This window comes from Eudoraea algarum, from assembly GCF_050589645.1.
Classification (GTDB): Bacteria; Bacteroidota; Bacteroidia; order Flavobacteriales; family Flavobacteriaceae; genus JBNGOQ01.
In genome coordinates this window covers 299,872-324,019 of record NZ_JBNGOQ010000004.1, presented here as the reverse complement: position 1 = coordinate 324,019, position 24,148 = coordinate 299,872, and the positions used below count along the sequence as shown (strand labels likewise).

General features: G+C 40.0%; 29 protein-coding genes. 15 read left to right on the top strand and 14 right to left on the bottom strand.

Annotated features, from left to right (window positions below; all coding sequences use genetic code 11):
* Nucleotides 1-41 precede the first annotated feature (41 nt).
* From ACRD67_RS16580 to ACRD67_RS16535, 10 genes are all read left to right on the top strand, one after another.
* On the top strand, nt 42-1,874 hold the full coding sequence (locus ACRD67_RS16580; protein WP_430968344.1) for a PAS domain-containing protein: 1,833 nt from the start codon (nt 42-44) through the stop codon (nt 1,872-1,874).
* A complete protein-coding gene (locus tag ACRD67_RS16575) occupies nt 1,871-2,272 on the top strand; it encodes a response regulator (protein WP_430968343.1) in 402 nt (133 codons plus the stop codon). Before ACRD67_RS16580 ends, ACRD67_RS16575 begins: the two co-directional genes overlap by 4 nt.
* Nucleotides 2,273-2,391: 119 nt before the next feature.
* Nucleotides 2,392-3,033, top strand: coding sequence for a CatA-like O-acetyltransferase (locus ACRD67_RS16570; RefSeq protein ID WP_430968342.1), 642 nt, complete (start codon nt 2,392-2,394; stop codon nt 3,031-3,033).
* Between the two features lie 114 nt (nt 3,034-3,147).
* Nucleotides 3,148-3,753, top strand: a complete 606-nt coding sequence (locus ACRD67_RS16565) for a DinB family protein (RefSeq protein WP_430968341.1) — start codon at nt 3,148-3,150, stop codon at nt 3,751-3,753.
* Between the two features lie 159 nt (nt 3,754-3,912).
* Complete coding sequence (locus ACRD67_RS16560) at nt 3,913-4,443, top strand: lipid-binding SYLF domain-containing protein (protein WP_430968340.1); 531 nt, start codon at nt 3,913-3,915, stop codon at nt 4,441-4,443.
* A 141-nt stretch (nt 4,444-4,584) separates the two neighbouring features.
* A complete protein-coding gene (locus ACRD67_RS16555; RefSeq protein WP_430968339.1) occupies nt 4,585-5,091 on the top strand; it encodes a hypothetical protein in 507 nt (168 codons plus the stop codon).
* Between the two features lie 25 nt (nt 5,092-5,116).
* Entirely contained in the window at nt 5,117-5,563 is a 447-nt protein-coding gene (locus ACRD67_RS16550; RefSeq protein WP_430968338.1) for a hypothetical protein, read from the top strand.
* Nucleotides 5,542-6,078: a hypothetical protein gene (locus ACRD67_RS16545; RefSeq protein WP_430968337.1), complete on the top strand. Its 537-nt coding sequence runs from the start codon at nt 5,542-5,544 to the stop codon at nt 6,076-6,078. The genes ACRD67_RS16550 and ACRD67_RS16545 overlap by 22 nt, the downstream gene beginning before the upstream one ends.
* 31 nt (nt 6,079-6,109) lie before the next feature.
* Complete coding sequence (locus ACRD67_RS16540) at nt 6,110-6,655, top strand: sugar O-acetyltransferase (protein WP_430968336.1); 546 nt, start codon at nt 6,110-6,112, stop codon at nt 6,653-6,655.
* A 131-nt stretch (nt 6,656-6,786) separates the two neighbouring features.
* Complete coding sequence (locus tag ACRD67_RS16535) at nt 6,787-8,004, top strand: MFS transporter (protein WP_430968335.1); 1,218 nt, start codon at nt 6,787-6,789, stop codon at nt 8,002-8,004.
* Nucleotides 8,005-8,021: 17 nt separating this feature from the next.
* Here ACRD67_RS16535 and ACRD67_RS16530 read toward each other — a convergent pair whose 3' ends face one another.
* The 12 genes from ACRD67_RS16530 to ACRD67_RS16475 all read right to left on the bottom strand — a co-directional run bounded on the left by ACRD67_RS16530 (nt 8,022) and on the right by ACRD67_RS16475 (nt 17,207).
* Entirely contained in the window at nt 8,022-8,471 is a 450-nt protein-coding gene (locus ACRD67_RS16530) for a hypothetical protein (RefSeq protein WP_430968334.1), read from the bottom strand.
* Nucleotides 8,472-8,664: 193 nt separating this feature from the next.
* On the bottom strand, nt 8,665-8,883 hold the full coding sequence (locus ACRD67_RS16525) for a hypothetical protein (RefSeq protein WP_430968328.1): 219 nt from the start codon (nt 8,881-8,883) through the stop codon (nt 8,665-8,667).
* 337 nt (nt 8,884-9,220) lie between these two features.
* Entirely contained in the window at nt 9,221-9,715 is a 495-nt protein-coding gene (locus tag ACRD67_RS16520; RefSeq protein WP_430968333.1) for a PsbP-related protein, read from the bottom strand.
* 428 nt (nt 9,716-10,143) lie between these two features.
* Nucleotides 10,144-10,704: a hypothetical protein gene (locus tag ACRD67_RS16515; protein WP_430968332.1), complete on the bottom strand. Its 561-nt coding sequence runs from the start codon at nt 10,702-10,704 to the stop codon at nt 10,144-10,146.
* Nucleotides 10,705-10,906: 202 nt separating this feature from the next.
* Complete coding sequence (locus ACRD67_RS16510) at nt 10,907-11,380, bottom strand: hypothetical protein (RefSeq protein ID WP_430968331.1); 474 nt, start codon at nt 11,378-11,380, stop codon at nt 10,907-10,909.
* A 344-nt stretch (nt 11,381-11,724) separates the two neighbouring features.
* Nucleotides 11,725-12,111 (bottom strand): hypothetical protein, encoded by a 387-nt coding sequence (locus ACRD67_RS16505; protein ID WP_430968330.1) that lies wholly within the window; start codon nt 12,109-12,111, stop codon nt 11,725-11,727.
* Nucleotides 12,098-12,271 (bottom strand): hypothetical protein, encoded by a 174-nt coding sequence (locus tag ACRD67_RS16500; RefSeq protein ID WP_430968329.1) that lies wholly within the window; start codon nt 12,269-12,271, stop codon nt 12,098-12,100. The genes ACRD67_RS16505 and ACRD67_RS16500 overlap by 14 nt, the downstream gene beginning before the upstream one ends.
* 64 nt (nt 12,272-12,335) lie before the next feature.
* Nucleotides 12,336-12,554 carry a hypothetical protein gene (locus ACRD67_RS16495; RefSeq protein WP_430968328.1) on the bottom strand — a complete coding sequence of 73 codons (219 nt, stop codon included), beginning with the start codon at nt 12,552-12,554 and terminating at the stop codon, nt 12,336-12,338.
* Nucleotides 12,555-12,819: 265 nt separating this feature from the next.
* Nucleotides 12,820-13,269, bottom strand: coding sequence for a hypothetical protein (locus ACRD67_RS16490; protein ID WP_430968327.1), 450 nt, complete (start codon nt 13,267-13,269; stop codon nt 12,820-12,822).
* Between the two features lie 13 nt (nt 13,270-13,282).
* Nucleotides 13,283-14,476: an RHS repeat domain-containing protein gene (locus ACRD67_RS16485; RefSeq protein ID WP_430968326.1), complete on the bottom strand. Its 1,194-nt coding sequence runs from the start codon at nt 14,474-14,476 to the stop codon at nt 13,283-13,285.
* A gap of 417 nt (nt 14,477-14,893) precedes the next feature.
* The gene (locus ACRD67_RS16480; protein ID WP_430968325.1) at nt 14,894-15,388 is read right to left on the bottom strand and encodes a hypothetical protein; all 495 of its coding nucleotides are present in this window, start codon (nt 15,386-15,388) and stop codon (nt 14,894-14,896) included.
* A complete protein-coding gene (locus tag ACRD67_RS16475; RefSeq protein ID WP_430968324.1) occupies nt 15,375-17,207 on the bottom strand; it encodes an HNH/endonuclease VII fold putative polymorphic toxin in 1,833 nt (610 codons plus the stop codon). Before ACRD67_RS16475 ends, ACRD67_RS16480 begins: the two co-directional genes overlap by 14 nt.
* 154 nt (nt 17,208-17,361) lie before the next feature.
* Here ACRD67_RS16475 and ACRD67_RS16470 point away from each other — a divergent pair, with 154 nt between their 5' ends.
* Both ACRD67_RS16470 and ACRD67_RS16465 read left to right on the top strand, forming a co-directional pair.
* A complete protein-coding gene (locus ACRD67_RS16470; protein WP_430968323.1) occupies nt 17,362-17,733 on the top strand; it encodes a hypothetical protein in 372 nt (123 codons plus the stop codon).
* Nucleotides 17,730-18,272, top strand: a complete 543-nt coding sequence (locus ACRD67_RS16465) for a hypothetical protein (RefSeq protein ID WP_430968322.1) — start codon at nt 17,730-17,732, stop codon at nt 18,270-18,272. Before ACRD67_RS16470 ends, ACRD67_RS16465 begins: the two co-directional genes overlap by 4 nt.
* 48 nt (nt 18,273-18,320) lie before the next feature.
* On the opposite strand, the gene ACRD67_RS16460 is transcribed toward ACRD67_RS16465, so the two are convergent.
* Entirely contained in the window at nt 18,321-19,604 is a 1,284-nt protein-coding gene (locus ACRD67_RS16460; protein WP_430968321.1) for an RHS repeat domain-containing protein, read from the bottom strand.
* A gap of 780 nt (nt 19,605-20,384) precedes the next feature.
* On the opposite strand from ACRD67_RS16460, the gene ACRD67_RS16455 reads away from it, so the two are divergent.
* Genes ACRD67_RS16455 through ACRD67_RS16445 form a run of 3 tightly spaced genes read left to right on the top strand, consistent with a single transcriptional unit; the run spans nt 20,385 to nt 23,231 of the window.
* Complete coding sequence (locus ACRD67_RS16455; protein WP_430968320.1) at nt 20,385-21,269, top strand: sce7726 family protein; 885 nt, start codon at nt 20,385-20,387, stop codon at nt 21,267-21,269.
* 1 nt (nt 21,270) lies between these two features.
* Nucleotides 21,271-22,206, top strand: coding sequence for a sce7725 family protein (locus tag ACRD67_RS16450; protein WP_430968319.1), 936 nt, complete (start codon nt 21,271-21,273; stop codon nt 22,204-22,206).
* Between the two features lie 26 nt (nt 22,207-22,232).
* On the top strand, nt 22,233-23,231 hold the full coding sequence (locus tag ACRD67_RS16445) for an RES family NAD+ phosphorylase (protein WP_430968318.1): 999 nt from the start codon (nt 22,233-22,235) through the stop codon (nt 23,229-23,231).
* A 458-nt stretch (nt 23,232-23,689) separates the two neighbouring features.
* Here ACRD67_RS16445 and ACRD67_RS16440 read toward each other — a convergent pair whose 3' ends face one another.
* Nucleotides 23,690-24,139: a hypothetical protein gene (locus ACRD67_RS16440; protein WP_430968317.1), complete on the bottom strand. Its 450-nt coding sequence runs from the start codon at nt 24,137-24,139 to the stop codon at nt 23,690-23,692.
* Nucleotides 24,140-24,148 lie beyond the last annotated feature (9 nt).

Genomic DNA, 24,148 nt, shown 5'->3' with positions numbered 1-24,148 from the left:
TAAGGAATGAAACCGACCGAAACCTTAAAACCCTACACCCATTGCAGACCCTCACCGTTAATTTTTTGATCAAGGATTCCCCTATGGCCGTTTCCATTTTGGATACCGGAATGCGTTTTATTAGTCATTCCCGGATATGGCTTAAAGAATTTGGTATTACGGACACCGATATCATAGGCAAAACCTATTATGAAGTCCTCCCCGCTACCCCCAACGAACTAAGGGAAATTCATCAGCATTGCCTAAAGGGCGGAGCAAGTGTGAGCAAAGGACAAAAGTTTGTACACCCCAACGGAAGTGTACAATGGCTTCGGTGGAAAATAAACTCCTGGAAAAATGGCGATGGCGCCATTGGCGGATTGATTACCATTGTTGAGGATATTACAGAGGACAAACGAAAGGAGGAACTGCTGTCAAAGGCCCTGAACGTGGCCCGAATAGGGGGTTGGGAATTTGACCTGATCAGTAACCAATTATCCTGGACGGCAATTACCAAGGAAATCCATGAAGTGTCCCCGGACTATGTCCCCAGTTTGGAAGAAGGCATCAACTTTTACAGGGCCGGGGAGCATCGGGACGCGATCAGCGAACTGGTAGGTGAAGCGCTTCGGTCCGGGAAACCCTGGGATACTGAACTCCAAATTGTAACGGGCAAGGGCAAGGAATTATGGGTACGGGCCAAAGGGGAAGCCGAAATGGTAGACAACCGATGTGTACGTTTGTTCGGTACCTTGCAGGATATTGATGAAAAAAAGAAAACCGCCTTGGAATACCAAAAGGTTTCCGAACGCTTGGCCATAGCCACCCAAGCCGCGGATATCGGGATCTGGGATTATGACGTAACCCAGAACAAGCTTATCTGGGACGATTTTATGTACAAGATCTACGGCATCCGTAAAGCGGATTTTAGCGGTGAGGTAGAAGCCTGGGAAGCCAGTGTACATCCGGACGACAAGGAACGCTGTCAAAAAGAGGTAGAAAGGGCACTTGCCGGGGAAAAGGAGTTTAAATCCGAATTTAGGGTTATCTGGCCCAACCAGGAAGTAAGGTTCATCAAAGCCGAGTCTACGGTAAGACGAGATGCCCATGGTAACCCCTTGCGCATGATTGGCGTCAACTGGGACATTACGGCAGAGAAGAACGCAGAGAAAAAACTAAAGAACCTGGTCGAAATCACCAGTGCACAAAACGAAAGTCTTTTGAACTTTGCCCATATCGTTTCCCATAACCTTCGCTCACATTCCAGCAACCTTTCCATGCTCAGCGGGTTTCTTTCCAAAGAACGCAGGGCCACGGAAAAGGCCAGTCTGGTAAAGCTGTTGGGGGATGCCTCTGAAAGTCTCAATGAAACCGTATCGCACCTAAACGAGGTGGTACAGGTAAAGACCAGCGCCCAGGAAAAATTAAAATGTGTCATGCTTTACGACTCGATCAAGCAGGTGGAGAAAAACTTAAGCGTGCTCATCAAAGAGAAGGGTGTCAAACGAACGATCAAAGTCCATAAGGATATCACCATTAATGCCATTCCGGCCTATCTGGACAGCGTACTGCTCAACCTCTTTACCAACAGCATTAAATACAGCGCTCCGGAAAGAGCACCGATCATTAAAATAGAGGCCAGGGAAAAGAGCGATCAGGTAGTGGTGACTTTTACCGACAATGGTCTTGGCATTGATCTGGAGAAGTATGGAAAAAAACTCTTTGGCATGTACAAGACCTTTCATCGGCATAAGGATGCCCGGGGCATTGGTTTGTTTATTACCAAAAACCAGGTGGAGGCGATGAACGGAAAAATTGAGGTGGCCAGCACAGTCAACCAGGGCACTACCTTTACCTTGTATTTTGAAAAAGCGCAAATACTTACCGCCCCATGAAAAAAATAAAGACCGCTTGTGTCATTGACGACGACCCTATTTTTATCTACGGTACCAAGCGTATGATGAACGAAGTGGATTTCTGCGAGCATATCCTGGTCTATACCAATGGCCTGGACGCCCTGGAGGGGTTTAAGGAACTAAAAGAGCAAGGTGCCGAGCTCCCGGGTGTAATCTTCCTGGACCTCAACATGCCCATTATGGATGGCTGGGATTTTTTGGACGATCTGGGGCAATTGCTGCAAGAGGATATGGCCCATATCACCGTTTATATCATCAGTTCCTCCGTGGATCCCCGTGAGCTCAATAGGGTAAAGGATTATAAAATGGTGCGCAATTATGTCCTAAAACCCCTTACGCCCAAAGACCTGGATCATGTGCGGACCGAAGTGGCCTAGCTGTACCGGGGCCATCGCCTGACCCGGCCATAAATTCTTCCTTTTCGGGTTCCCCGACACCTTGCGGAAAATAAATTTGGAATATCTTTAGGTGCCCAAATTATGCGGTTCCAAGAACAATGAAAGAAATTATTTTTAACAGCAGCCATCGTCAAAAGCATTTTGAGTTCTTCAATAGTATGGCGCGCCCACACTTTAACATTACCACCCAGGTAGATATTACGGGGCTTCCTGCTTTCCTAAAGCAAAGAAGCCTTCCTACCAATCCCAGTATCGTGTATCTGGTGGCCAGGGCCGCCAACGAAATTCCGGAATTCCGATGGCGCATCCGGGAAGGGAAGGTATACGAACACGAAACGGTGCAACCCTCCTTTACAGTATATACCGAAGTGGCCGATGTCTTCAGTTTTTGTACCGTACCTTATGAGGAAGAGGCCGGGAAGTTCATTAAAAGTGCGGACGCCATCAGCAAAAAAATGCGGACCGAGCCTTCCTTGGAGGATGAGGAGGGACGGGACGATTTTCTGTTCCTGTCCACCATTCCCTGGGTAAGTTTCACCGGTTTTGAACATGCCATGCATTATCAACCCTCGGACAGCGTTCCCCGTATGGTCTGGGGCAAGTTTTATGAGTCCGGCGGCAAGCTGCTGATGCCGCTCTCCGTGCAGGTACACCACGCGGTAGCCGATGGCCGTCATGTAGGGCAGTACTTCCAGAAAATTGAGGCGATGGCCAAAAATCCGGCTGCGTATTTTAGGTAGTGGCCCCGCTTTCCGAAAAAAAATTCCAAAAAGTGTCCAAATTCCTCTAACTTGTTCGTCCTTGGTATAAAAGCATACCATTGAAAGTAATAGCAACCAAAAATCTTATTGAAAATGAAAAAAGTTATCTTACCCATCGTCTTGTTGGCCTTCCTTGGTTTTGGAGTTATGGAAACCGGCCTTACCGATGCGGAACGGAAATTTGCCGTAAAGGAAATGACCAAGACGCATGACCATCTTTTAAGTGTGGTGGAAGGGCTGAGCGAAGCCCAGCTCAACTACAAGGCATCGGAGGCCTCCTGGTCCATAGCCGAGTGCGTGGAGCACCTGGCCATTTCCGAAAATACCTTTGATCAAATGTTCCATGGGTCCTTACAGACCCCAGCAGATCCGGCCAAACGGGCCGAAGTAAAAATGTCCGATGAACAATTGTTGGGCCTTATTACCGACCGTACCAACAAGGTGAAGACCTCGGAACCTTTTGAGCCCACCGGAAAATTCGGTTCCCATGCAGAAACCCTGGAGGCCTTTGTTTCCAAACGCAAGGAACATATTGCCTACATGAAAGATACCCAAGACGATCTGCGCAACCATTACGGGCAATTGCCCTTTGGCACCATAGATGCCTATCAGATCATGTTGTTCATGTCCGGACATACGGAGCGCCATGTAAAACAAATGGAAGAAATTATGGAGAGCCCGCAATGGCCTTCGGAATAGTCCCTTCCCGTTTATGAAACTGCCCCCTTTCCACACGGATAGGGGGTTTTTTAATGCCCAAATACCACAAGCATATGGCATTAACACTTTTTTATCATCGGGAACACGCTTCATAGGCCCTCAAGTGATTATCTTTAACATTTGAAACAAACAACAGATATGAAAGTGATAAAAGCATTGACCCTGGTTGGCATTATGTTCCTTGCCGTCGCCACCAGCGCACAGACCAAGAAGGAAAACAAAGTAATCAACGATGCCAAAAAGGCAAAACGGGACCTGGTAAAATCGGACGCGGGACTCAAGCGTTTTTTCAATAACTCGGCCGGCTATGTTATTTTTCCCAATGTGGGAAAGGGCGGTTTTATCATTGGGGGCGCCTCTGGAAACGGGGCCGTCTATGAAGGTGGAAACCTAATCGGCATGGCCGGACTCAAAAAACTGAACGTAGGCCTGCAGGCCGGTGGCCAGGCCATTATAGAGGTCATCTTTTTTGAGACCGCGGTGGACCTGGAACGTTTTAAGGAAGGTAAGTTCGCCTTTGCCGCGGAAGCCTCTGCCGTTGCGGTAAAATCGGGTATTGCGGTGAATGCCAAGTACAAGGACGGGGTGGCCGTTTTTGCGCTGCCCAAGGCGGGCCTTATGGCCGACGCCTCGGTAGGCGGACAAAAATTCAGCTACCGCCCGTTCTAGAACAGTTCTGGCCCTTACATCTTTATTTTTTTGGTTTTCCAGACCAAAATCTGTCGCTGCCATAGCTTCTTCATTGTACATTCCGTAGCTACGGGCAATTATCGTTATCTTTAGGTAGCCCAAGGGCCCAAGCAAACGATTATGCTCAGCGAACAGGAAAAACAGCAGTTGGACACCCTATCCCGTGAGGACCTTAGGGCCTTGTTCCAATGGATGATCAAGGCCTCCATTTCTACCTATAGAAATGATGAAGGTGCGCTGTTCGATGCCGAATACTATTCCTTTTGGGACCATTACCGCTACGTCAAAAAATTGGCAACGGTCCAGGGTATTCCGCCACATGGCCTCTCCAGGGGTGACCGATCGGGGTATGCACACCAAAGCCAATCGTTCTATGCATTTAAGCGCAGTATCATGGCGGGGAGCACGGACAGTATGGCCCCCGGAACCATTATCCTGGACCAACCTTTGATAGGTTATTCCAGTATTTGTCAAAAGGCGGATGAGGTGTTGTTCCTATGCGGTAATAGGGGCGCGGCACATTTGATTACCCTACTCAGGGAATTTGGAATAAAATTTACCTTTCTGGATCGCCCAAGGGAGGAATGGGACAGCTGGAAAAAAAAACCGAACTACCGAGGGAAATAGGTATTGCTAATGCTAAACAGTAGGTATGGAAGACCGTATAGTACTTTTTGGGTCGTACAATAAGGGACCGGAGTACGAAAAAAAAATGGAAAAGGTTGAACAGTTGAGAAGCAACGGCCATAAGGTGGATCTGTATTACCTCTTGGCCTTGACCGCAGATGATGCCCTGCCGAAAAGGGATGTAGATCGGCTTATGATCGCCAACATCAAACGGGCCATTGCAATGTTTAACCCCAACATCCTGGCCTTTCACAACGGACTCACCCTGCAACTGAAAATGCATGACTTCGTCCGGGCCATGGAGCAGATCAAGAAATTGCACGCTGACCTGATTTATTTGCTGGAGTACTTGAACCAGCCGGAAAAGAGCTATGTCTTCAGACAGGATGCAGGCTTTTTAAAATGGTGCAAAACACGATTTGAACAAGAACACGATTTATACGATATATTATGGAAACCGAAGATATCATAGCCATTGTTTCCTTGGGGATTACCGTTATCTCGCTGGTATGGGTATACGTTACCAACAGAAAGTTGGAAAAATACAAGGGGCTTATCGCCCTGGAACAAAGCCATATGGAAAGTAAGCTGCAGCAGGAATTGCGGTACATCCAGGAATTGGTGGGCGTGCTTCGGGAGGGGCGCTTGCTGATCGAAAAGCGGGTGGTGCGGAAGCGAAAGGTCAAAAAGGCCCAGCTGCAGGAGGTATTGGTCCGTTTGGAAGACAGCTATTCCCAATCCCTCCTTTTTTTGGAAAAGACCCAAGCGCGTATTGATAATTCATCCATGGCCATTTTTACGCACGAGCACAAGAATAAGCTAAGAAGCATGCTGGAGGAGTTGGCCTCGTCCGATACCGAAAAACAAAAAGGAAAGATGGGACAAGGATTGGAAACCCTGAAGGACCAGGAAAAGAAGCTTATCGAAAAACTGGGGCAGATCAATGATTCCCTCTTTGACCTCTATAAAAAGGAAATGAAGAAATAGCACCCAAATTTAAATCAGTACAGGATACTTTATGAAAAAACCGGAAAAGATCATTTACCAAAGGGACGATGCGGACTTGCGCAGACAGAGCCTCAAGGCCAAAGGCTTGGTCCAACAGTTTAATACTATCCCTGCCCACGATCTTAGCGCACAGGAAACCCTCCTCAGGAAATTGTTGGGGCAAGTTGGGCCCGGTATACACATTGAGCATAATTTTCACTGCGATCTGGGCCATAATATAACCGTGGGGAAGAACTTTTATGCGGGTTACAATTGTGTCATTGTGGATATCGCCAAGGTTACCATAGGGGACGATTGCATGTTGGGGCCTAATGTAGGTATCTATACTGCGGGGCATGCCCTGGAGCCGGTAGACCGTAACAAGAGTGGTTACGCCCTACCCATCGCCATTGGGAATAATGTGTGGATCGGCGGGAATGCGGTGATCTTGCCCGGAGTAGCCATAGGGGATAATGCCGTTGTAGCAGCGGGATCGGTGGTGACCAAGGATGTTGCATCCAATACCGTAGTGGCCGGAAATCCGGCGAAGTTTTTAAAGCGGGTGGAGGAAGATTAACTTTTTTTGCATAAAACCATCACATCAGAAGGCATGGACTACACCTTTCCGCCTTTTAATCCTGCTTCCCAGAACCAACAACCAGTGCAGTTGTTGTTTTCCATAATTCCTTAAATTGCGAACCAAACTGCATGGAAAGAATACTACATCAAAAGCATACCAAGTATACCTTCACATACGCTTGTTCAAGATTGCTTGAAAGGGCCGCTTTTTATGGATTGCGTGCGCTGATTGTGCTCTACATGGTAAGCGAAAGCTTGCAGATGTCCGATGTTGAGGCTATGAAAGTTTATGCGTGGTTCACCGGGGCCATTGTTTTTTCACAGCTTATAGGCGCATTACTGGGCGATTTGCTTTTAGGAAATAAGAGAGCGTTAATTATAGGCGGTGTTTTACAGGCCATAGGTGCTTTCAGTTTTTGTATTCCCTCTGTTACGGGATTGTACCTCGGACTTTTTCTTGTGGTTCTTGGGGGAGGATTATATACCCCCAACATTATTTCTCATTTTGGAAAACTCTACCTCAACAACACCAAGCTCTTGGATGCCGGATTCACTATACTTTATCTGGCCGTGAATATCGGTGGTTTTATCGGCCCCTTCTTCATCGGCTATCTTGGCCATGAACTTGGCTGGACTATAGGATTCAGCATAGCCGGAATCCTAATGCTGTTTTCTATCATTTTTCCGTTGCTGTCAAGAGAAACGGTCCTTAACCAAATTCTAGAAAAGGATACAGGGATGGGCGAACGGGTAGTAAAGATATTAATCGCATTTGTCCTTGTTGGGTTGTTCTGGGCCATTTACGAAGTTTCCAGCATAGGAATTTTTGATCTGCAGATAGCATTTAGTGAATTTTCCTCCTTAAACATCCTTAAAAATTCCTGGGCTTCAACGAGTACCGTTTTCATCGTTCCCATTAGTCTGGCGGCAATTATTCTCTGGTCCTATTTTTATAACAGCCAATTCGTAAAGCTGACGGTTGGATTTCTTTTAGGTGCTATTTCCTTTGGAATACTCTTGTTTATTCCCGAGGTTCCCGCTGACCAGCATATCGCGCTTTATCTAATTTCATTGGTATTGCTCAGCCTTGCTGAAATTCATATAGCCCCCATTATTCACTCGGTCCTAACACAATATGCGAATCCAAAATATTTGGCCATACTTATCAGTCTGGCATTTGTCCCAACTAAAATACTCTCCCTTCTAATAGGATTGTTTTATGATGAATTATCCCAAAATCCAATGCTTGCACTGAAACTTGCATTGATAGCTATGATTGCTATTTGTGCAGGACTGGTAAGCTACGTTTTGCTGACTAAAAAATGGTATGCCCGTACGGATTCGTAATTCTCCGCTATTGGACTCTAACTTGGGGGATTACTGCTTCCCCCTTTAGTACTATACGTTTTTAATGCAACATATGCTAACGATAAAAATACTATCAATGATAAAACTACGTTAATTACAGTGTTCTCAAAAATCCCAAAGACTGGTCTTACAATATCAGCATCTAAGAATCTAAAAACTACAATACCCAATATTGCTGCAACTAAATAAAAACCCCCGTTAAACTTAAAATAAAGGTTTATAAAAATTATTGCTCCTATTCCAATTAAATAGGGTGCGTAGAAATAGTAGTTATTAAAAATATTATTCTTTTCAAGCAATTGATCTTTTGCAAAATCAAATTCGATAAAAGAACTATCAACATAGAATAAAAGAAGTATAGCCAAAGACCTTATAATCGCTAGGGTTAGATAAACTAAAACCATGACAAACAATGACCGGTATGTTTTTTGTTGTGAAATTATCATTTGTAAATGCTTCAAAGATTTCTTTCGCTGCTGCTAGCGTCCACGCTCGTGGCATATCAAATATACAGCATCCCTTGCTCCAACATAAAAAACCACAACCCCCACTTAGGAGATTGTGGTTTTAACCATTTTTGTTTACTCTGCCTGAACCATCACGCCAAGGCGTGACGGTAGCGGGGACATCTGGTTTCAATCATTCTTTATCATTTCCTAGAATTTTAAAACCAATTTTTATTAAAAAATAACCTATTACTGGTGTAAGTATAAGAAGAGCAATAATCATGATATCTTCACTTAATGAATTATTTGGATTAACACTACGGTTTCTATATCTCATAGAACCCCCGCCAACTGCTAAAAAGCATAAGAATCCAATAAAAATTAATATATACCCCATAATTCTTTTAAACATACGTAATCACTTTCATTCAATTGTTTATCGTCCGAAATAACCATCATTTAATTTTTTTTAACGGAAATTTTACTTTGATTTTATCCGTTATCACATTCCCCAGCTGCCGTGAGCGTCCACGCTTATGGCCTTCCAAATATAAGTCAATCTTTCCCCTCAAAAGAAAAACCACAACCCCCACTTGGGAGACTGTGGTTTTAATCAGTTTTACTTACTCTGCCGGAACCACTAGCTACAAGCTAGCGGTAGCCGGAGGGGTCATTATATTTACTTCTTACTCATGCTCGCCACTAGTCATAGACTAGCGGTAGCGGGGGCCATCTGGAAGGATTAACCTCTATTTGATTTCAAAGCTCGTTAAAACCGTGTTCATATCATTATAGTAATCATAGTAAACTTTTGTTTCACTTGAAAAAGTTAATAGATAAACTTTTTGATTTTCTAGATAATAATGTTGGACAAAAGTAAGGTCAACGTTATTTTGAGTAGCTTCCAAAACCAATTTAAAACAATCCTTACCATTTATTTTCAATCTATTGCTTTCAATAATATTTGCTACCGTACTAATTTCATTTTCAGTACGCTTGCTAAACTCGTCCAAGCTGGTTTTGCCCACATTTTTTATGACCAGATTGATGTTTTCTACAAAGACATCATTTTGCCCACTTTTTTGAGTTGTCAAAACAAAAGATGTCCCCTCTTGTCCACTTTCATCAAGAGTTAAATGGCTTGGATAAGATATTGAAAAACCATTTCTTTCCAATTTTATCATCTTATCTTCTTGACAACTTAATGTACTAAGCGCAGCAAGTAAGTAAACTAATAATTTCATATAATAAAATCTTCTTAAAATATTGATTTAAAATGCTCCCCAGAGCTACTCGATATTAATGAAGTACTTTGATATACAAATATTAAAATATAAATAACATAGAACCTCATAAAATTAAATACAGTAAAAGCAAGGTGCCTTTCAAAATTTGGGTTTATTCTCTTCATAACCAGAATCGGTATGAAACTACCAATATGCAGTATGAAAAGTGTCAAGCTAAAAATCATTAGATGATTAAAGTAATTGTTTGGTAGTGGCTTGAATAATGCTCTTGAATAATGCAAAAAGAGCATTATTACACAAATAACAATCAAGGCAATACGCAACTTATTACTTAAATCAACTTTCCCTGTTAAGAAGTGAAAAATGATAAAATTTAATACTGCAAAAAATAATATATATGTGATAATCATATTCTTAAACTACCTTTACTTTCTTCGATTCACCTCCTGATCGGTATTGGAAATGGAAAAGCCGAACTTCAAACCGCCACCAAGACCTGCATGCCCCATTAATGTTAACTCTCCTTCATTAGTACTACTATCAAAAGTGCCTGCGGCGCGTCCACCAATATGCGCACTTCCTAATGAACCACCAATAGTAAAGCCAATTTTTAAACCTCCTATTGATATGGATGGTGTAAACTCTCCTTCAAGCGCATATGCCCCTGCTTCTCCTCCCAATTCTGCTCCGTACTTACCACCTTCTCCCGTATATAATCCAGCATCTCCAAGTACTTCAGCTTTAAAAGCACTTCCCTCTCCTTCAATTGCAATATTGTTATCCTCTGTTCCTAACCTAGCCCCAGCTTCAGCAGAAACTCCATAAATACTGGCACTACCATGGGCTCCACCCGACTCCGTATATCCGTCATATCCAGCGCTAAAACCAGAAATGCTTCCATTTATTTTCCCATATTCTCCCTCAACTTGTCCTTCGGCCTTATACCCGTAGATTCTATCTCCAGTATCCGTAGACTCGACGTGCAATCCTTGAGCACTTCCGGTAGCGGTCGTGCCTCCTGATGCAGTTACTACAACTTCATCCCCCGCTACCGCGAGCCCTCCAAGGGCGGGCAGGCGTCCACGCTGGTGCCTATCAAATATACAGCATCCTTTGATCCCAAAAGAAAAACCACAACCCCCACTTGGGAGAGTGTGGCTTTTTTATCATCATATACGGTTTGCAATACTAGCTATTGTCACTTTTAGGCACCAATCTTCTTCTGTCTATGTTATTTTTGTATAGTTCAATTACTTTTTCAATATATATAGTTCTCAAATTCTTATCCACATCGTTGCGGTTTAAAAAAACAAACAAATTTTCAATACAATCACCTAAATTGCTTACCTCAAAAATTTCAATCTCCCTATTATTTTTAAAAAGAAGATATTCTTTGGTGTGACTTTTGAAAACTCCAAGACGATAGATACCGTTGTCCTCACTGTCAATGGGTTTATCTGTAGCTAGTTCGATAAGTAAAAGATTTCCATAATATTTTTTCTTGTCTAAACTTTTTTCTAATACCTGTTGCTCCATTAGAAAATTAATTGCTGTGTCTTCAATTTGGCCAATATCAATTTTGGATTCATTGTCCTTTGCGCCAGAATTGCATGAAACCACAAACACTATCATAAAACTTAATAAAACTCTTTTAACCATCATGTTATTTTTTTCTCTCTTTTAGTTGTTTAATTATTCTTGCGGTAACTTTTTGAGCCGCTCTTTCGGAGGCGGGTCCTCCTTCTCGAAGTTTTAGCGTTGCACTTTCGTTAGTCGTACGATCTATTTCGTGCCCAAAAGTAGTACCTGCTAATTCTGAAAAATTAAGATCATTGAAAGTCCCTCGCTGCCGCCAGCGTCCACGCTGGTGGCTTTCCAAACATAAGTCAATCTTTTCCTGCAAATAAAAAGTCACAACCCCTACTTGGGAGATTGTGGCTTTCGTATCATTGCTGCATAAATCTCAGATCCGCGCCATCGGAGTCTTATATTTAATAAGCATTACCTTAATCCCCTGCTTTTTTTAGGTAAATAAGCTTTCCTAAAAACTTTTCTTCCTTTAATACCAATTCAGAACCATTTATTTCAACAATAGAATAGGTAAAACGAGAGACTTTCAATATGTTGTCCTTCAAACTATAATCAGTTTCGATTTTGCCCTCACCATTGTTAAAGTATGATTTACCCTCATCTAAAAATTTCAGTTCCAATTTGACTGTATATGGCAAACTATCAAAAGTCACATCACTTCCATCTCCTCCATCCAAATCGGTCTTTTTATAAGCCTCCCACTCTCCTAAAATAGGGTTTTCATTAATCTTGGATTGACAAAAAGACATGTTCAGCACAATTAGCGTAAAAATGAACACGCTAAAAATTCTATTGTCCTTCATTTGCTCTTCTATTTTTTTGTTGTATTAGAAAACTAATAAAATGGGCAATTAATTTCCCCATCTGCTGCCACGCCTTGGCGTGGTGGTATTCCAAATATACAGCATCTTTTACCCCAAAGAAAAACCACAACCCCACTTGGGAGATTGTGGCTTTAATCATTTTTGTTTACTCTGCCGGAACCATCACGCCAAGGCGTGACGGTAGCGGGGACATCTGGTTTCAATCATTCTTTATCATTTCCTAGAATTTTAAAACCAATTTTTATTAAAAAATAACCTATTACTGGTGTAAGTATAAGAAGAGCAATAATCATGATATCTTCACTTAATGAATTATTTGGATTAACACTACGGTTTCTATATCTCATAGAACCCCCGCCAACTGCTAAAAAGCATAAGAATCCAATAAAAATTAATATATACCCCATAATTCTTTTAAACATACGTAATCACTTTCATTCAATTGTTTATCGTCCGAAATAACCATCATTTAATTTTTTTTAACGGAAATTTTACTTTGATTTTATCCGTTATCACATTCCCCAGCTGCCGTGAGCGTCCACGCTTATGGCCTTCCAAATATAAGTCAATCTTTCCCCTCAAAAGAAAAACCACAACCCCCACTTGGGAGATTGTGGCTTTAACCATTTTTGTTTACTCTTGCCTAAACCATCAGGTCAAGATGTGGTTTAGCAATTTTTTATAGCTCTATTTGTTTTGGCTCACAGAACTACCCCACTTGTGCAGTCCAAGTTGTTCATAAGTGTCCAATAAACCAGTATATTTAGAATTATCCGTGATATTAGAAATTTCAATAATAAGTTTAGAGTCGAAATGTTTGGGCTTTTTAACCGCATAATAACTTAGCAATTCCAAAGTATCTTTTTTTATTCTATAGAATATTTCGGCATCTGAGTTTTCAAAAATATAGTCATAAGTTTCATTTGGTTCCCTCTCCTCCGAGCTAGTAGTAAGGTACATAACAGAATAGTTTAAGCCTCTATTCATTTTTTTCAAATAAACCTTTTCTTTTGAATCTTCAAACGCTATTTCTTTTATCAGATAAACTGGTTTCATTTCGGGAAATACGTTCTTTATCACATAAAATAAGACTACTAGTAATCCCAAAACCCATAATATTGGTTTTATTTTCTTCATGTTTTTAGTATTATTAATTTCTAATATTAACCCCAGCATCAAATCCGCTGCTTATTTGACGACCTGCATAAGGGATTTCACCAAAGTATGGGGCTGGGCCAAATGCCTTTCCAAAAAACAGTATCCTGCCTGCGTTCCAGGCGTTCCAGTTCCCATTGTGCAGAGCTCCTGCCATTTTCATATAAGTTGACTTACTTATATGAAAACCACCTCCAAACTGCCCTGTTTTTCCTGTTGCTCCATTCATTCCTGCTAAAAAATTACCGGCTGACCTTGCAGTAGCATATTTGCCATTTAATAATTTCCCGGTACCTGCACCTGAAGGGGCAAGCTTCTTGTTTGATTTAATATCGAAGTCACCATTTGTTACGGATTCTCCGGCGATTTGTTTTAACGACATTTGAGAACTAGATTCATTTAACTCTTTAACTGTTTCATCCCAGGATTCTCCGAATTCAATCTTTGCCCCCGGAATAACCTCATCCAATATTTCTCCAGTTTCGTTATCATGACTTCTAAACTCATCCCAATATTCAGTCTCTCCAACTTTTTCACCACCTCCGGAAGTAATCCTAACACCACCCTTTTTTCCATCAACACCTCCTTTCGCGATTGCCGATCTCTTTTTATCAACATCAGCTTTCGTTTTAGCATCATCGTGCTTATAGACATTATTATCCCCATCATTGTATACAGCTAGAACATTTCCATTTTGGTCAGTATGTGTTGAAAGCGGGTTTTGACCGTCTGGATCAATAAAAATCTCAGGATTGTTAAAAGCATAGTTATACGGTGAATGTCTACGCATCAACTCCGCCAGCGGATCCAAATTCATCCACCTACCCAAGGCCGCATCATAATTCCGCGCTCCAAAATCCAACCAATCCAAGGAACTTCCACCAACAGCGTCATCCTGTTCTTCTTTTCCACCAAAACCATATTTATGGTCCCTACCTACCTGTCCACCATTGTACCCCTTGTGCTTTAGCCCAAAAGGATAGTAGTTGTTCTCCTCCCTGATTTGCAGGGTTGGGTTGGAAGCGGTACCAGAGTTATGGTAGGCCAAACGTATGTTGCCCAAATGGTCCTTGTATTGGTACACATAGTCCCAATTGCTGCCATTCGGCTCCACATAGCCTTCCGCATGGTTAAAGAATTGCAAGGAACTGCTTTCATAGATATAGTTTCCTGCATATTTGGTTGTCACAGAACTTAGCCCGGTCTCGTTTACAACTTTCTTCTGTTTTACGCCCGCGGCGTCGTAAAAATAGGTCTTTTCATTTTCTTTGCTGTGCCTTCCTCTCGTTGCACTCGTCGGAGGCAAGAGAAAACGAAACAAAACCCGCCTGCGGACGGGCAGGGAAAGGACACCTTTTCCGAGGTATTTTTTCCTTCGGAAAAACCGTTTCCAAAACTGTGCGTCATCCACCTAAAGGTGGATTCTGAATCTCAAAGCTTTTGGAAACTATACCGCGGAAAAGGAAATCCAAAAGCAACCACTACATACAAAAACCACAACCCCCACTTGGGAGATTGTGGTTTAAATCTTTTTTACTAATGTTAAATTAAACTACTATTAGCATGGGTGCCTACCAGCCTTTGAAGGCTAGAAGTAGCGACGATTTCAGGGTAAATTTGTTATATCGTTGTTAATTGCGATTGACTTCAAAAATTCCTCACTAGGGCTAACTATAGGAGAATAGTCCGACGGATATGGAATTTCAATTTCAAATAGATAATCAACTTCCTTTTTAAGCAAATCATACTTACCTTTTCCATTGAGTCTTCTCAAATCTACATAAGAAGGGGGCTTTTCATCAATTTGATATAGGGTTATGGGTTGATTGATTTTCGGGATGAGCTTAAAAAAATCAGATGTTTCCACTAAATATTCCATGCTCATATTCCTAACCTCTACGAGCATTTCCAACTCATTTACATTTTCTCCAAATAATGAATGCCTGTAAGGACTCCACATATTTATGTTTTCTACGTGTTCAAAAACCCATACATATTTAACATTTCTATTTAGTAGTTTCTTCAATACTGCTGTAGTTGGAAAATCCAATATCATTTGATAATGATTTGGAAAAATCTCTTTTATTTTATTTACTTCCATTATTGTCGAAATTATGATGCTGTTTTAGCTTTTGACCTGCTTTGCCAGCATTGAAATGAGGGCCTTGCTTGCCCCCATCTGGAAAAGTCCTTGGATTGTCTTTCCTTATCTGAACCTTCTCACCTTTGCTATTAGTGAACTCGTACGTTTTTAAATTCTGTCCTGTATTCTTGTCAGGAGTGTTAAATGTTTTATCAGGTTGTTGACTTCTAGGAATACCATTTTGATCTTTGGCATTTCTGAAAGCTTCCCGAGAAGTTGTACTTTTTGTGTCGGCTTTCCCGTTGAACTTTTTATTACCGACTGTTTTTATCTTACTTCTGAGTACTGTCATAGCTGCCCCAGCTACAACGTTCTCAGCATCTTCTACAGTTGCCTCTCCGTTTTCTATTCTTCTAGCGATATTACCCATTTCCGCAACACCATCAGCAGCCATATCACCCATATTCCCACCTTCCATACCTTCATTAAAGGTGCTTGCGGCGCCGTTATATATGGCCTTCACAGTATTCTCAATGAACGCACCTGCGCCACCGTTTGTATTACGGGAGGCCATAGGTAGTTTGATTTTATGCAACCCAAAGGTAAGCACTGGCTTCCCTTTGCCATCTCTAAAATTAAAGATATCGGCCGGATTGAGAAACCCCCCAACTTCTAAGCCCTCCAATTCTACTCCTATACCCAGTTTATTCTCTTGAAATGCATAGGTGGAATTATAGCTATAGTCCTCTGCTAACGGATCAATCTGCCAAAACCTTCCAGTAGCAGGGTCACTGACACGATATCTCCACTCATGGGTGTTGAGATCAAGGTCTTCTGTAAACTCCTGACCCTGATAGGTCTTTAGATTGTTTTTAACTCCATAAGAGGCACCATTATATCCTTGATGCTCCAGACCGAAGGGATAGTAATTCTGTTCTCTACGGATTTCAGAACTGGTAACGGAACCATCACCGTTGTCATCGGAATAGGTAATCCTCGTATTGCCCCAGATGTCCTTGAGTTGATATACATATTGATAGTTACTTCCATTCGGCTCAATATATCCTTCCAGGTGGTTGAACTGCTTTAAACTGCTGTTTTCATAAACATAGTCACCAGCATATTCGGTTGTCACAGAACTTAGCCCGGTCTCGTTTACAACTTTCTTCTGTTTTACGCCCGTGGCATCGTAAATATATTGAATATTTCCGGAACCCAGGGTCACCTGTGTAGGTAAATTCAGATGGTTGTACGTAATACTTGTAATACCCTTGTTGGCATCGGTAAGCATGTTGCCATTGGCATCATAGGTGTAATCGTCCACAGTATCGGCGGCCGTGTTCACCGCATCGTCCTTAAACCCAAAGGCATCTATGGGCGCTGCGTCCGCTACTTTCTTCAATTTATTGCTGTTGTTGTCATAGGTATAGACCAGATCGTCCATAATGCCAAAGCTGGTGGCCGCGGCATTGGTATGGCCCTTGCGCAGCAGGAGGCCAATATTCCCGTTCTTGTCATAGGTCACCGGGTTCGTAGCACTGCCCAGGCTGTAATTACCGGTATTGTCTATGGCGGTGGTGATCCTGTTGAGCGCATCATAGGTATAGGCATAATCCCTTAGGCTTTGGTCCGTATTGGCGGTCTTCCACTCGCTCTTGGCAATATTGCCGTTGTAGAGCGGATCGCTGCCCTCGTTATAGCCCAGCCGGAAACTGAAGAGATCACTGGCTATATTGTTGACATCGTTGATGCTCGTAAGCCAGCCGCGGGTGTTGTAGCTATAGTCCACTAGTTGTAACGGGGGGTGGCAGGGGTCTGGTGCTAGCTTGAGATACAATATAAGAAATTTCCTTCTCTATTTAGAGATTAAACTAATATTTGATTACATTTATACTTAATTAGTTGATAAGATGAAAAAATACTCTTTTGGACAGTTCTGATTTTGTTTTTTCCACACCTTGATGGCAAGTCCAAAAAAACTTGTGCTAGATATGTATAGGGTATTCGGTTCTATTTTTATGGCAATTGCAATCGCCATAGCAATTAATAGTTATGAAAAATTCAACATAATCAGAAATGGTGAAGTAGTTGAAGTAAGTATTAAGGACATACCTGTTTCCTGTAAGGTTAGTAACAAAAGTATTAAAGCATATTTTAACTTCTATTATGAAGGCCAACAGTATTCTAAAAACATTAAGGGAAGATATTGCGATACATTAGAGCCAGGACAACTTTTAAACCTCAAGACCAACAGAAAAAAGAAGACTTTCGTATACTTAGATGAATCTCTAACAATGCAGTATGTATCTATAATTTCACTTGCTTTTTTAGGGATTTTAATTTTTCTAAAACATAAGAAATGAACAAAGCGATTCCATCAATATTTCTGGCCTTCTTCATTCTAAATACTATTGCGCAAGAAAAAAGGAGCATCTATGTAGATGATAAAAACGATTATGTCTTTTTCTTGGAAAAAGGAACAAATTATACAAGTAAGGACATAAAAAATGTTGAGATTGATGCGTTTGCCAAAAACAATCCAACAAAGTTCAACTATACTTTAGTAGTATCTAAGATTTATGGACATAATTTCGTAAATGGCAATCTTTTGGACGATTCCTACGAAACCTTTTTTCTAAACAACTGCAATTGTTCCATTTTAGATAAGGAAATTATCATTTATAATAACCTGAAGACCCTAAGGTATAAGATACACACTGAAAGCCAAAATAATAAGTTTATCGGTTACAACGACAGTTTTATGGCTGGTAAAACGCTTTATAATGTTTTGTTTCTTGCGTTTGAAGCTGATTTTGAAAACGAAGAAAACAAATATTCCGAAATAATGAACACCTTGATAATTAATGGCAAAACGACCATTGATGGGTATAATCAAGACTGAAAAAATGAGGTTGATCCAAAATTTTGACCAACCTCATTAAAATATATTTTATATGGGGAGTTTTGCCACTCGCCGTATTTTCACTTGGGTGTTATCCCGAACCTTTGTAGTTTGGGTACGAACGTCCCGTACTTTGATATTAGATTGATTATTTCCTCTCATTAAAGTTGTAGCTGCTCCAACTGCTTTATTTGCTGATTGATCAACAAGTTTATTAGAAGCATCAATAGCTTTATTTTGATTTTCTAAACTTTTGACTTCTTTTTTAGCTTTTGTAACTGCTTCTTGTCTACTCGTTCTTGGATTGCTTCCAGCAACTCTTTCTGCTCTATCCAGCTTTCTTTCTGCATTTTTTGTAGAAACTTCCTTAAATAACCGAGTATCTCTTAATGATTTATCGATTACCTTACCTTGAATTACGTTTGTTGCTAAATCACTGCCATTAATATTGCCATTTTCATTTAGTTGTTGAGCAGACTCTTCAGCTATCTCTATGCCTACTTGGATGGTCGCTTTTCCTACCTTACCTACATTTTTCAAGGTTGATAAACCACCAGAAAGTGCTCCAGCTCCCGCAGATATAAGTATGGAAGTTCCATCAACATCAGTAAATGCATCTAAACCCGTCTTTCCTTGAGCATAGTTGACCGCGACTTGCGATGCATAATCTACTACCGCACCAATAACAGCACCAATACACCATGGACATTCACCATCTGGATCATATACATTGCCGGGATTGTTCCAACTATAATTATATGGGGTTAAATCAACCTGCAAAATATCATCAGCCCTTGGATCTAGAACAAACCATCTACCCAAAGCTGCATCATAGTTCCGCGCTCCAAAATCCAGCCAGTCCAAAGAGTTTCCACCAACAGCATCATCCTGTTCTTCCTTACCGCCAAAACCATATTTGTGGTTGCGCCCAACCTGTCCGCCATTATACCCCTTGTGCTTTAGCCCAAAAGGATAGTAATTGTTCTCTTCCCTAATTTGCAGAGTAGGATTGGCAGCTGTGCCTGAATTGTGGTAGGCCAAACGTATGTTCCCCAAATGGTCCTTATATTGGTAGATATAATCATATCCGCCACTACCATCGGGTTCTATATAGCCCTCGGCATGGTTAAAAAATATCAAAGAACTGTTTTCGTATACGTAATTCCCTGCATACTCGGTGGTTGTACCACCGCCGCTGACGATCTTCTTCTGTTTTACGCCCGTGGCGTCGTAAATATATTGAATATTTCCGGAACCCAGGGTCACCTGTGTAGGTAAATTCAGATGGTTGTACGTAATACTTGTAATACCCTTGTTGGCATCGGTGATCATATTGCCATTGCCGTCATAGGTGTATTCCGTAGTGGTATTGGCCCCGTCCTTGATTTGTTATGAATGCAGTTAGTAATAGTGCGATAATCGATAAAGTAACTATTGTTTTGGTATTCATTGGAATTGGTTTTGACCTCTGCCAGTCCCAAACAGCGGTTAACAAAAAAGAAGCGTGGAACTGCAGAGCTACCCGATTCAGAGGTATCGCCAGACACCCATCCTACAAATAGATACAGCCCACGCCGTAGCGCGAGCGTTACATCTATTATTCCTGTAGGATTCTTTAAACTGGCGATTTTCTGAATCGAGAATAACTTAACGCTTCGTTATTTCAATATGTCCTTGTTTAGATTTCTCTTATAATTCTATTTGTTTGATTGCTAAAGATAGTATTTCGTTATGAATGAGTAATGGAAATAAGCAAAAGTGCATTCAAATTTGATAGTGCTTTTTCTTTTAGGAATTAGAACGGTTTTCAGTTTAGAGCTTGAACTTCCTATTTCCATTATTCCAATCATCTACGGAAATACGTAATGTTGTTGTCGGAAAATTATTATATTTGAGTATTCCTCGAGGTAAGTTCTGCTTATCTAAGAAATATTTTAGCAGTTTTACTGTCTTTCTAAATTCGAAAACAAAATGTTGTGACCTGAGCTTTAATACGTTTAGGTGACTTAACCAATTATATAATAGCATCAGTTTTTAGACCAAATACGGTATAGTTCTTATTAAATTTTTATGAAGTAATTTTACCTAAACAAACAACAGTTTCTGTAAAACATGCCAAACCAGCAGTCACATCAATCGCTTCTCAAATATACATCCCTGGTATTCAGTAATTCCTCGTTTGATAGAATTCTTAAAAAAGGTGAACATGATTTCATCAAAAGGAAGGCAAAAAAATACTCAAGTTTTAACCCAAAAATTGAATTATCAACTTACAATGACTTTTTCGAGCATTTATACAATTCAATGCTATTGAGCTACAGGAATGAGTATATCTACAAAAACACCATAGTTAACAAAATTCTATTAGGAAGGCATAATTTAAATACAGCTATTGCATTCAATGAGTTTAGAATTGGAAAATCCATAGCAGATTTGGTTTTATTGAATGGGACTTCTGTTGTTTATGAAATAAAAACCGAATACGACTCGACAGATAGACTTTTGTCTCAAATTAACGAGTATCGAAAATCTTTTCTTAATGTAGTTGTAGTAACTCATTATAGCATCGCGCAAAAGTATATTTCATTCTTCGCGAAGAATAATTTATCTAACATTGGTTTAATTTACTTTAGCAGACGAAATACCTTAGTAGAACGAATTAAACCTAAAACAGACTCTAGCCACTTGGATATTAGCTATATGTTTAAATGTCTAAGGAAAGGAGAATATTCCAAGATAATCCAAAATTACTTCGGGTATCTGCCTGAAGTGCCAAACACCCAATTTTTCAGAGAATGTCTCAATTTGGCTCTTGAAATTGATCCTTTGGTTTTCCATGATCTTATGTTTAGTTGTTTAAAACAACGATCTCTAAAGGGAAAGGAAGAAATAGCCTCGGAGACCCTTCCCAGATACCTCAAGCATATTGGAATAAGTTCTAATTTCTCAAACAATGACATTTACGAACTAAAGAAATTTATTAACCAAAAGATATAAGATGTATTTTCCTTTTTTAAGGGGGAAGCAATTCGAGTTAATTGCTTTGAGAGAATTTGCCGAATTACTCGCTGAATGCGGGCAGATTTGTCCAATCATTGAACCAGTTAAGGAATCTTCAACTTTTTTTAGTACCTGTGAATTACTAATTAAGAATGAAGTGGACTTTACAGTGATTATCAATCCCAAAGTTGGCGACTTCAAGAAAAAAGTTAAGAAAGTCTATTCAAACTTATTTAATCCCTTGATAGCTCTTGGGCAATTTAACACCGGAATCATATTACAAGAGAATATAAACTTTGCTAAAGTCAGTGAGGACTTAAAGAATTTTGGAATCAATGAAAGGCCAATTGTATTTGTTGTTGAATCACTTCCCGAGATTGAGGAACTTAGAAAGTTTAATGATAATCATAACATAAAATATATAATCACAGATTCCGAAGGAAGCAGAAAAACTCTTAGAACGCTAAAAAAAGTAAACAAAAGTTTGGTGGTTCTCTCAGATCCGTTTAACAAGCTTCCAAGAAATAAAGATTACGCCAAAAAGCCTGACGAATTTTTCAGTGATGAGCATTTATACTATAAAGACGATGGTTTTGTGGGGTATTCAGATTTTTTAACAATTGGCAATGAGTATCTTGATAAAGGGTATTCTCCGTACGCCGTTGCCATTCATCTAACTTATTTTGATGCTGACCACGAATTCCGAATTGCTCATTTTGTTTCAAAATCAAATGACGATATATCAGATGTAGCCGGAAAGTTTGGCGAGGCTATGGAAAAAATGATTCCATTCCTTGATAAATTCAATATTCATACGAAGGCAAGTGACGAGTTTAGAAAATTACATAAAGAAGGTAGGTACCCTGGGCTTGGAACAGTAAAAAAGCTTTCTATTCTTAATCATATAGAATTAGTACGTGATTATTTTGTTTGATTATGAATTGTTGCGCAAACTGTTTTTTGGACAAAGAGATCAAAGGCTTCATAGAGAATAACTCCAATACCAATGGCGATTGCGATCATTGTGATACCAAAAAAGCATCACTTATTGATTGTAAGGAATTACAGGATCATTTTTTTCCGCTTTTGGATATATATGAGATTGCCGAAGACGGGGTTGAATTAAGCAAGGTTTTAGATGAAGATTGGTCAATCTTCAACATCACTGCTGAAAAAATTACTAAAAGCCTTCTTACATCAATAATAGACAATCACGAGAAATATCAGCCGCTCATTGAAAACAATGTTAAACTTGTTCATCATACAGAGACTGAAGATTTAATTCAAAATTGGGAAGCATTCAAAATAGAATTAAAAAATGAAAACAGGTTCTTAATTAAAAATCCTGCAGATTTAGAACTTGTTGAAGAAGTTCTACCAGTGCGAAGTTATACCAAAGGTAAAATATTTTATCGATCCAGAATTTCTGCTAGCTCAGAAGGTCACCTTCCAACTAATATGGGTAAACCTCCCCATAAACTTGCAAAAGCGGGTAGAGCCAATCCCCAAGGAATTCCTTACCTCTACCTAGCTCAATCTACAAAGACTACACTGTATGAAGCCAGAGCAACTTTTTTGGATTACGTCACAATTGGCGAATTTAAACTTCAAGAAAATATTAAGGTTATTACTTTGCGTACTTCTTATCAAGTAAGCCCCTTTCTTGATGATTTCTCCGTAGAAAAATATGTAAAAAACAAGGCCTTCATTGACCTTCTGGAAGCGGAACTTTCAAAACCATTAAGAAGGCTTGATAATGAATTAGATTATTTGCCCACTCAATATTTATGCGAGTACATTAAGCATTTAGGGTACGATGGAGTAGAGTATGGTAGTTCGCTTCATGAAGACGGAATAAATTTGGTGATTTTCGACGAAACAAAATTGAAGTGCACTTCGACAAAAGTACATGAGATTTCTAAAATTAATATTGAATCAGATGTGCTTGAACCTTCTTAAACGGTGAGGGTTTTTCTTGATCAGAAAAGTTTCTTATTTATGTCTCAACCACTCTCAATTTCCCGACCCAAAACCGTTATTTCCATTATTTTTTCAATATAAACTCCTATAAATGCTGAATATTAATACAATAACATAAAAGTAAAAATTGAACAACACAAATAACCAATTCTCATTAAAATTTGAGAACTTACGGTAATGAACAAGTCCAGACACAAACGTTTCCAAATCACAACGCTCAAAGGAATTACTTTAATTAAGAAGGTCAAACAACAGAAATAAGCTTACACCCTACCGCTGTTTCGCATTTTCTTTTGTAATACATACTTTGACCCCAATGCATAAAAAAGCCACAATCTCGCTTAGGAGAATGTGGCTTTTAATCGTTTAATTACACTTACTCATTTCTACCATAAATTGGAGAACCACAGGGACGGGAGTTTTCATTTTAGTATCAACTAATCTTTTTCATCTTCGAAAAATTCCAAAAAAAACTTCGCCTCTGAATCTTTCAATCTAATGACCTTTCTATAATCATTAAACAAATCATAGTAATCCTTTTCAACCCTATCCAATTCAAAATAAAACGATTCTCCCTTTTTAATGGCAACCACTCCATCCATAAGAAAGTCTTTCTTAAATCTAGCTTTATAGGGAGAAAAAACTTTGTCAAGCTTATTATTCTCAGGAGTTGCATGAATTTGAAAATAATCTGGCATTTGAGAATTCATTATTCGAAAAATCTTAGATTTATCCCGTAATGGATAAATATCAAATCCATATCCAACAATATCAAAAACATAACATTCTTCACCTCGGTCGATAACAAAATTCTCGAATTCTATCATCTTTGAAGCCTGTAGTATTGAACCTTTAGAACAGAATAATGATGGATAATATATAGCCATTAGTCTAGA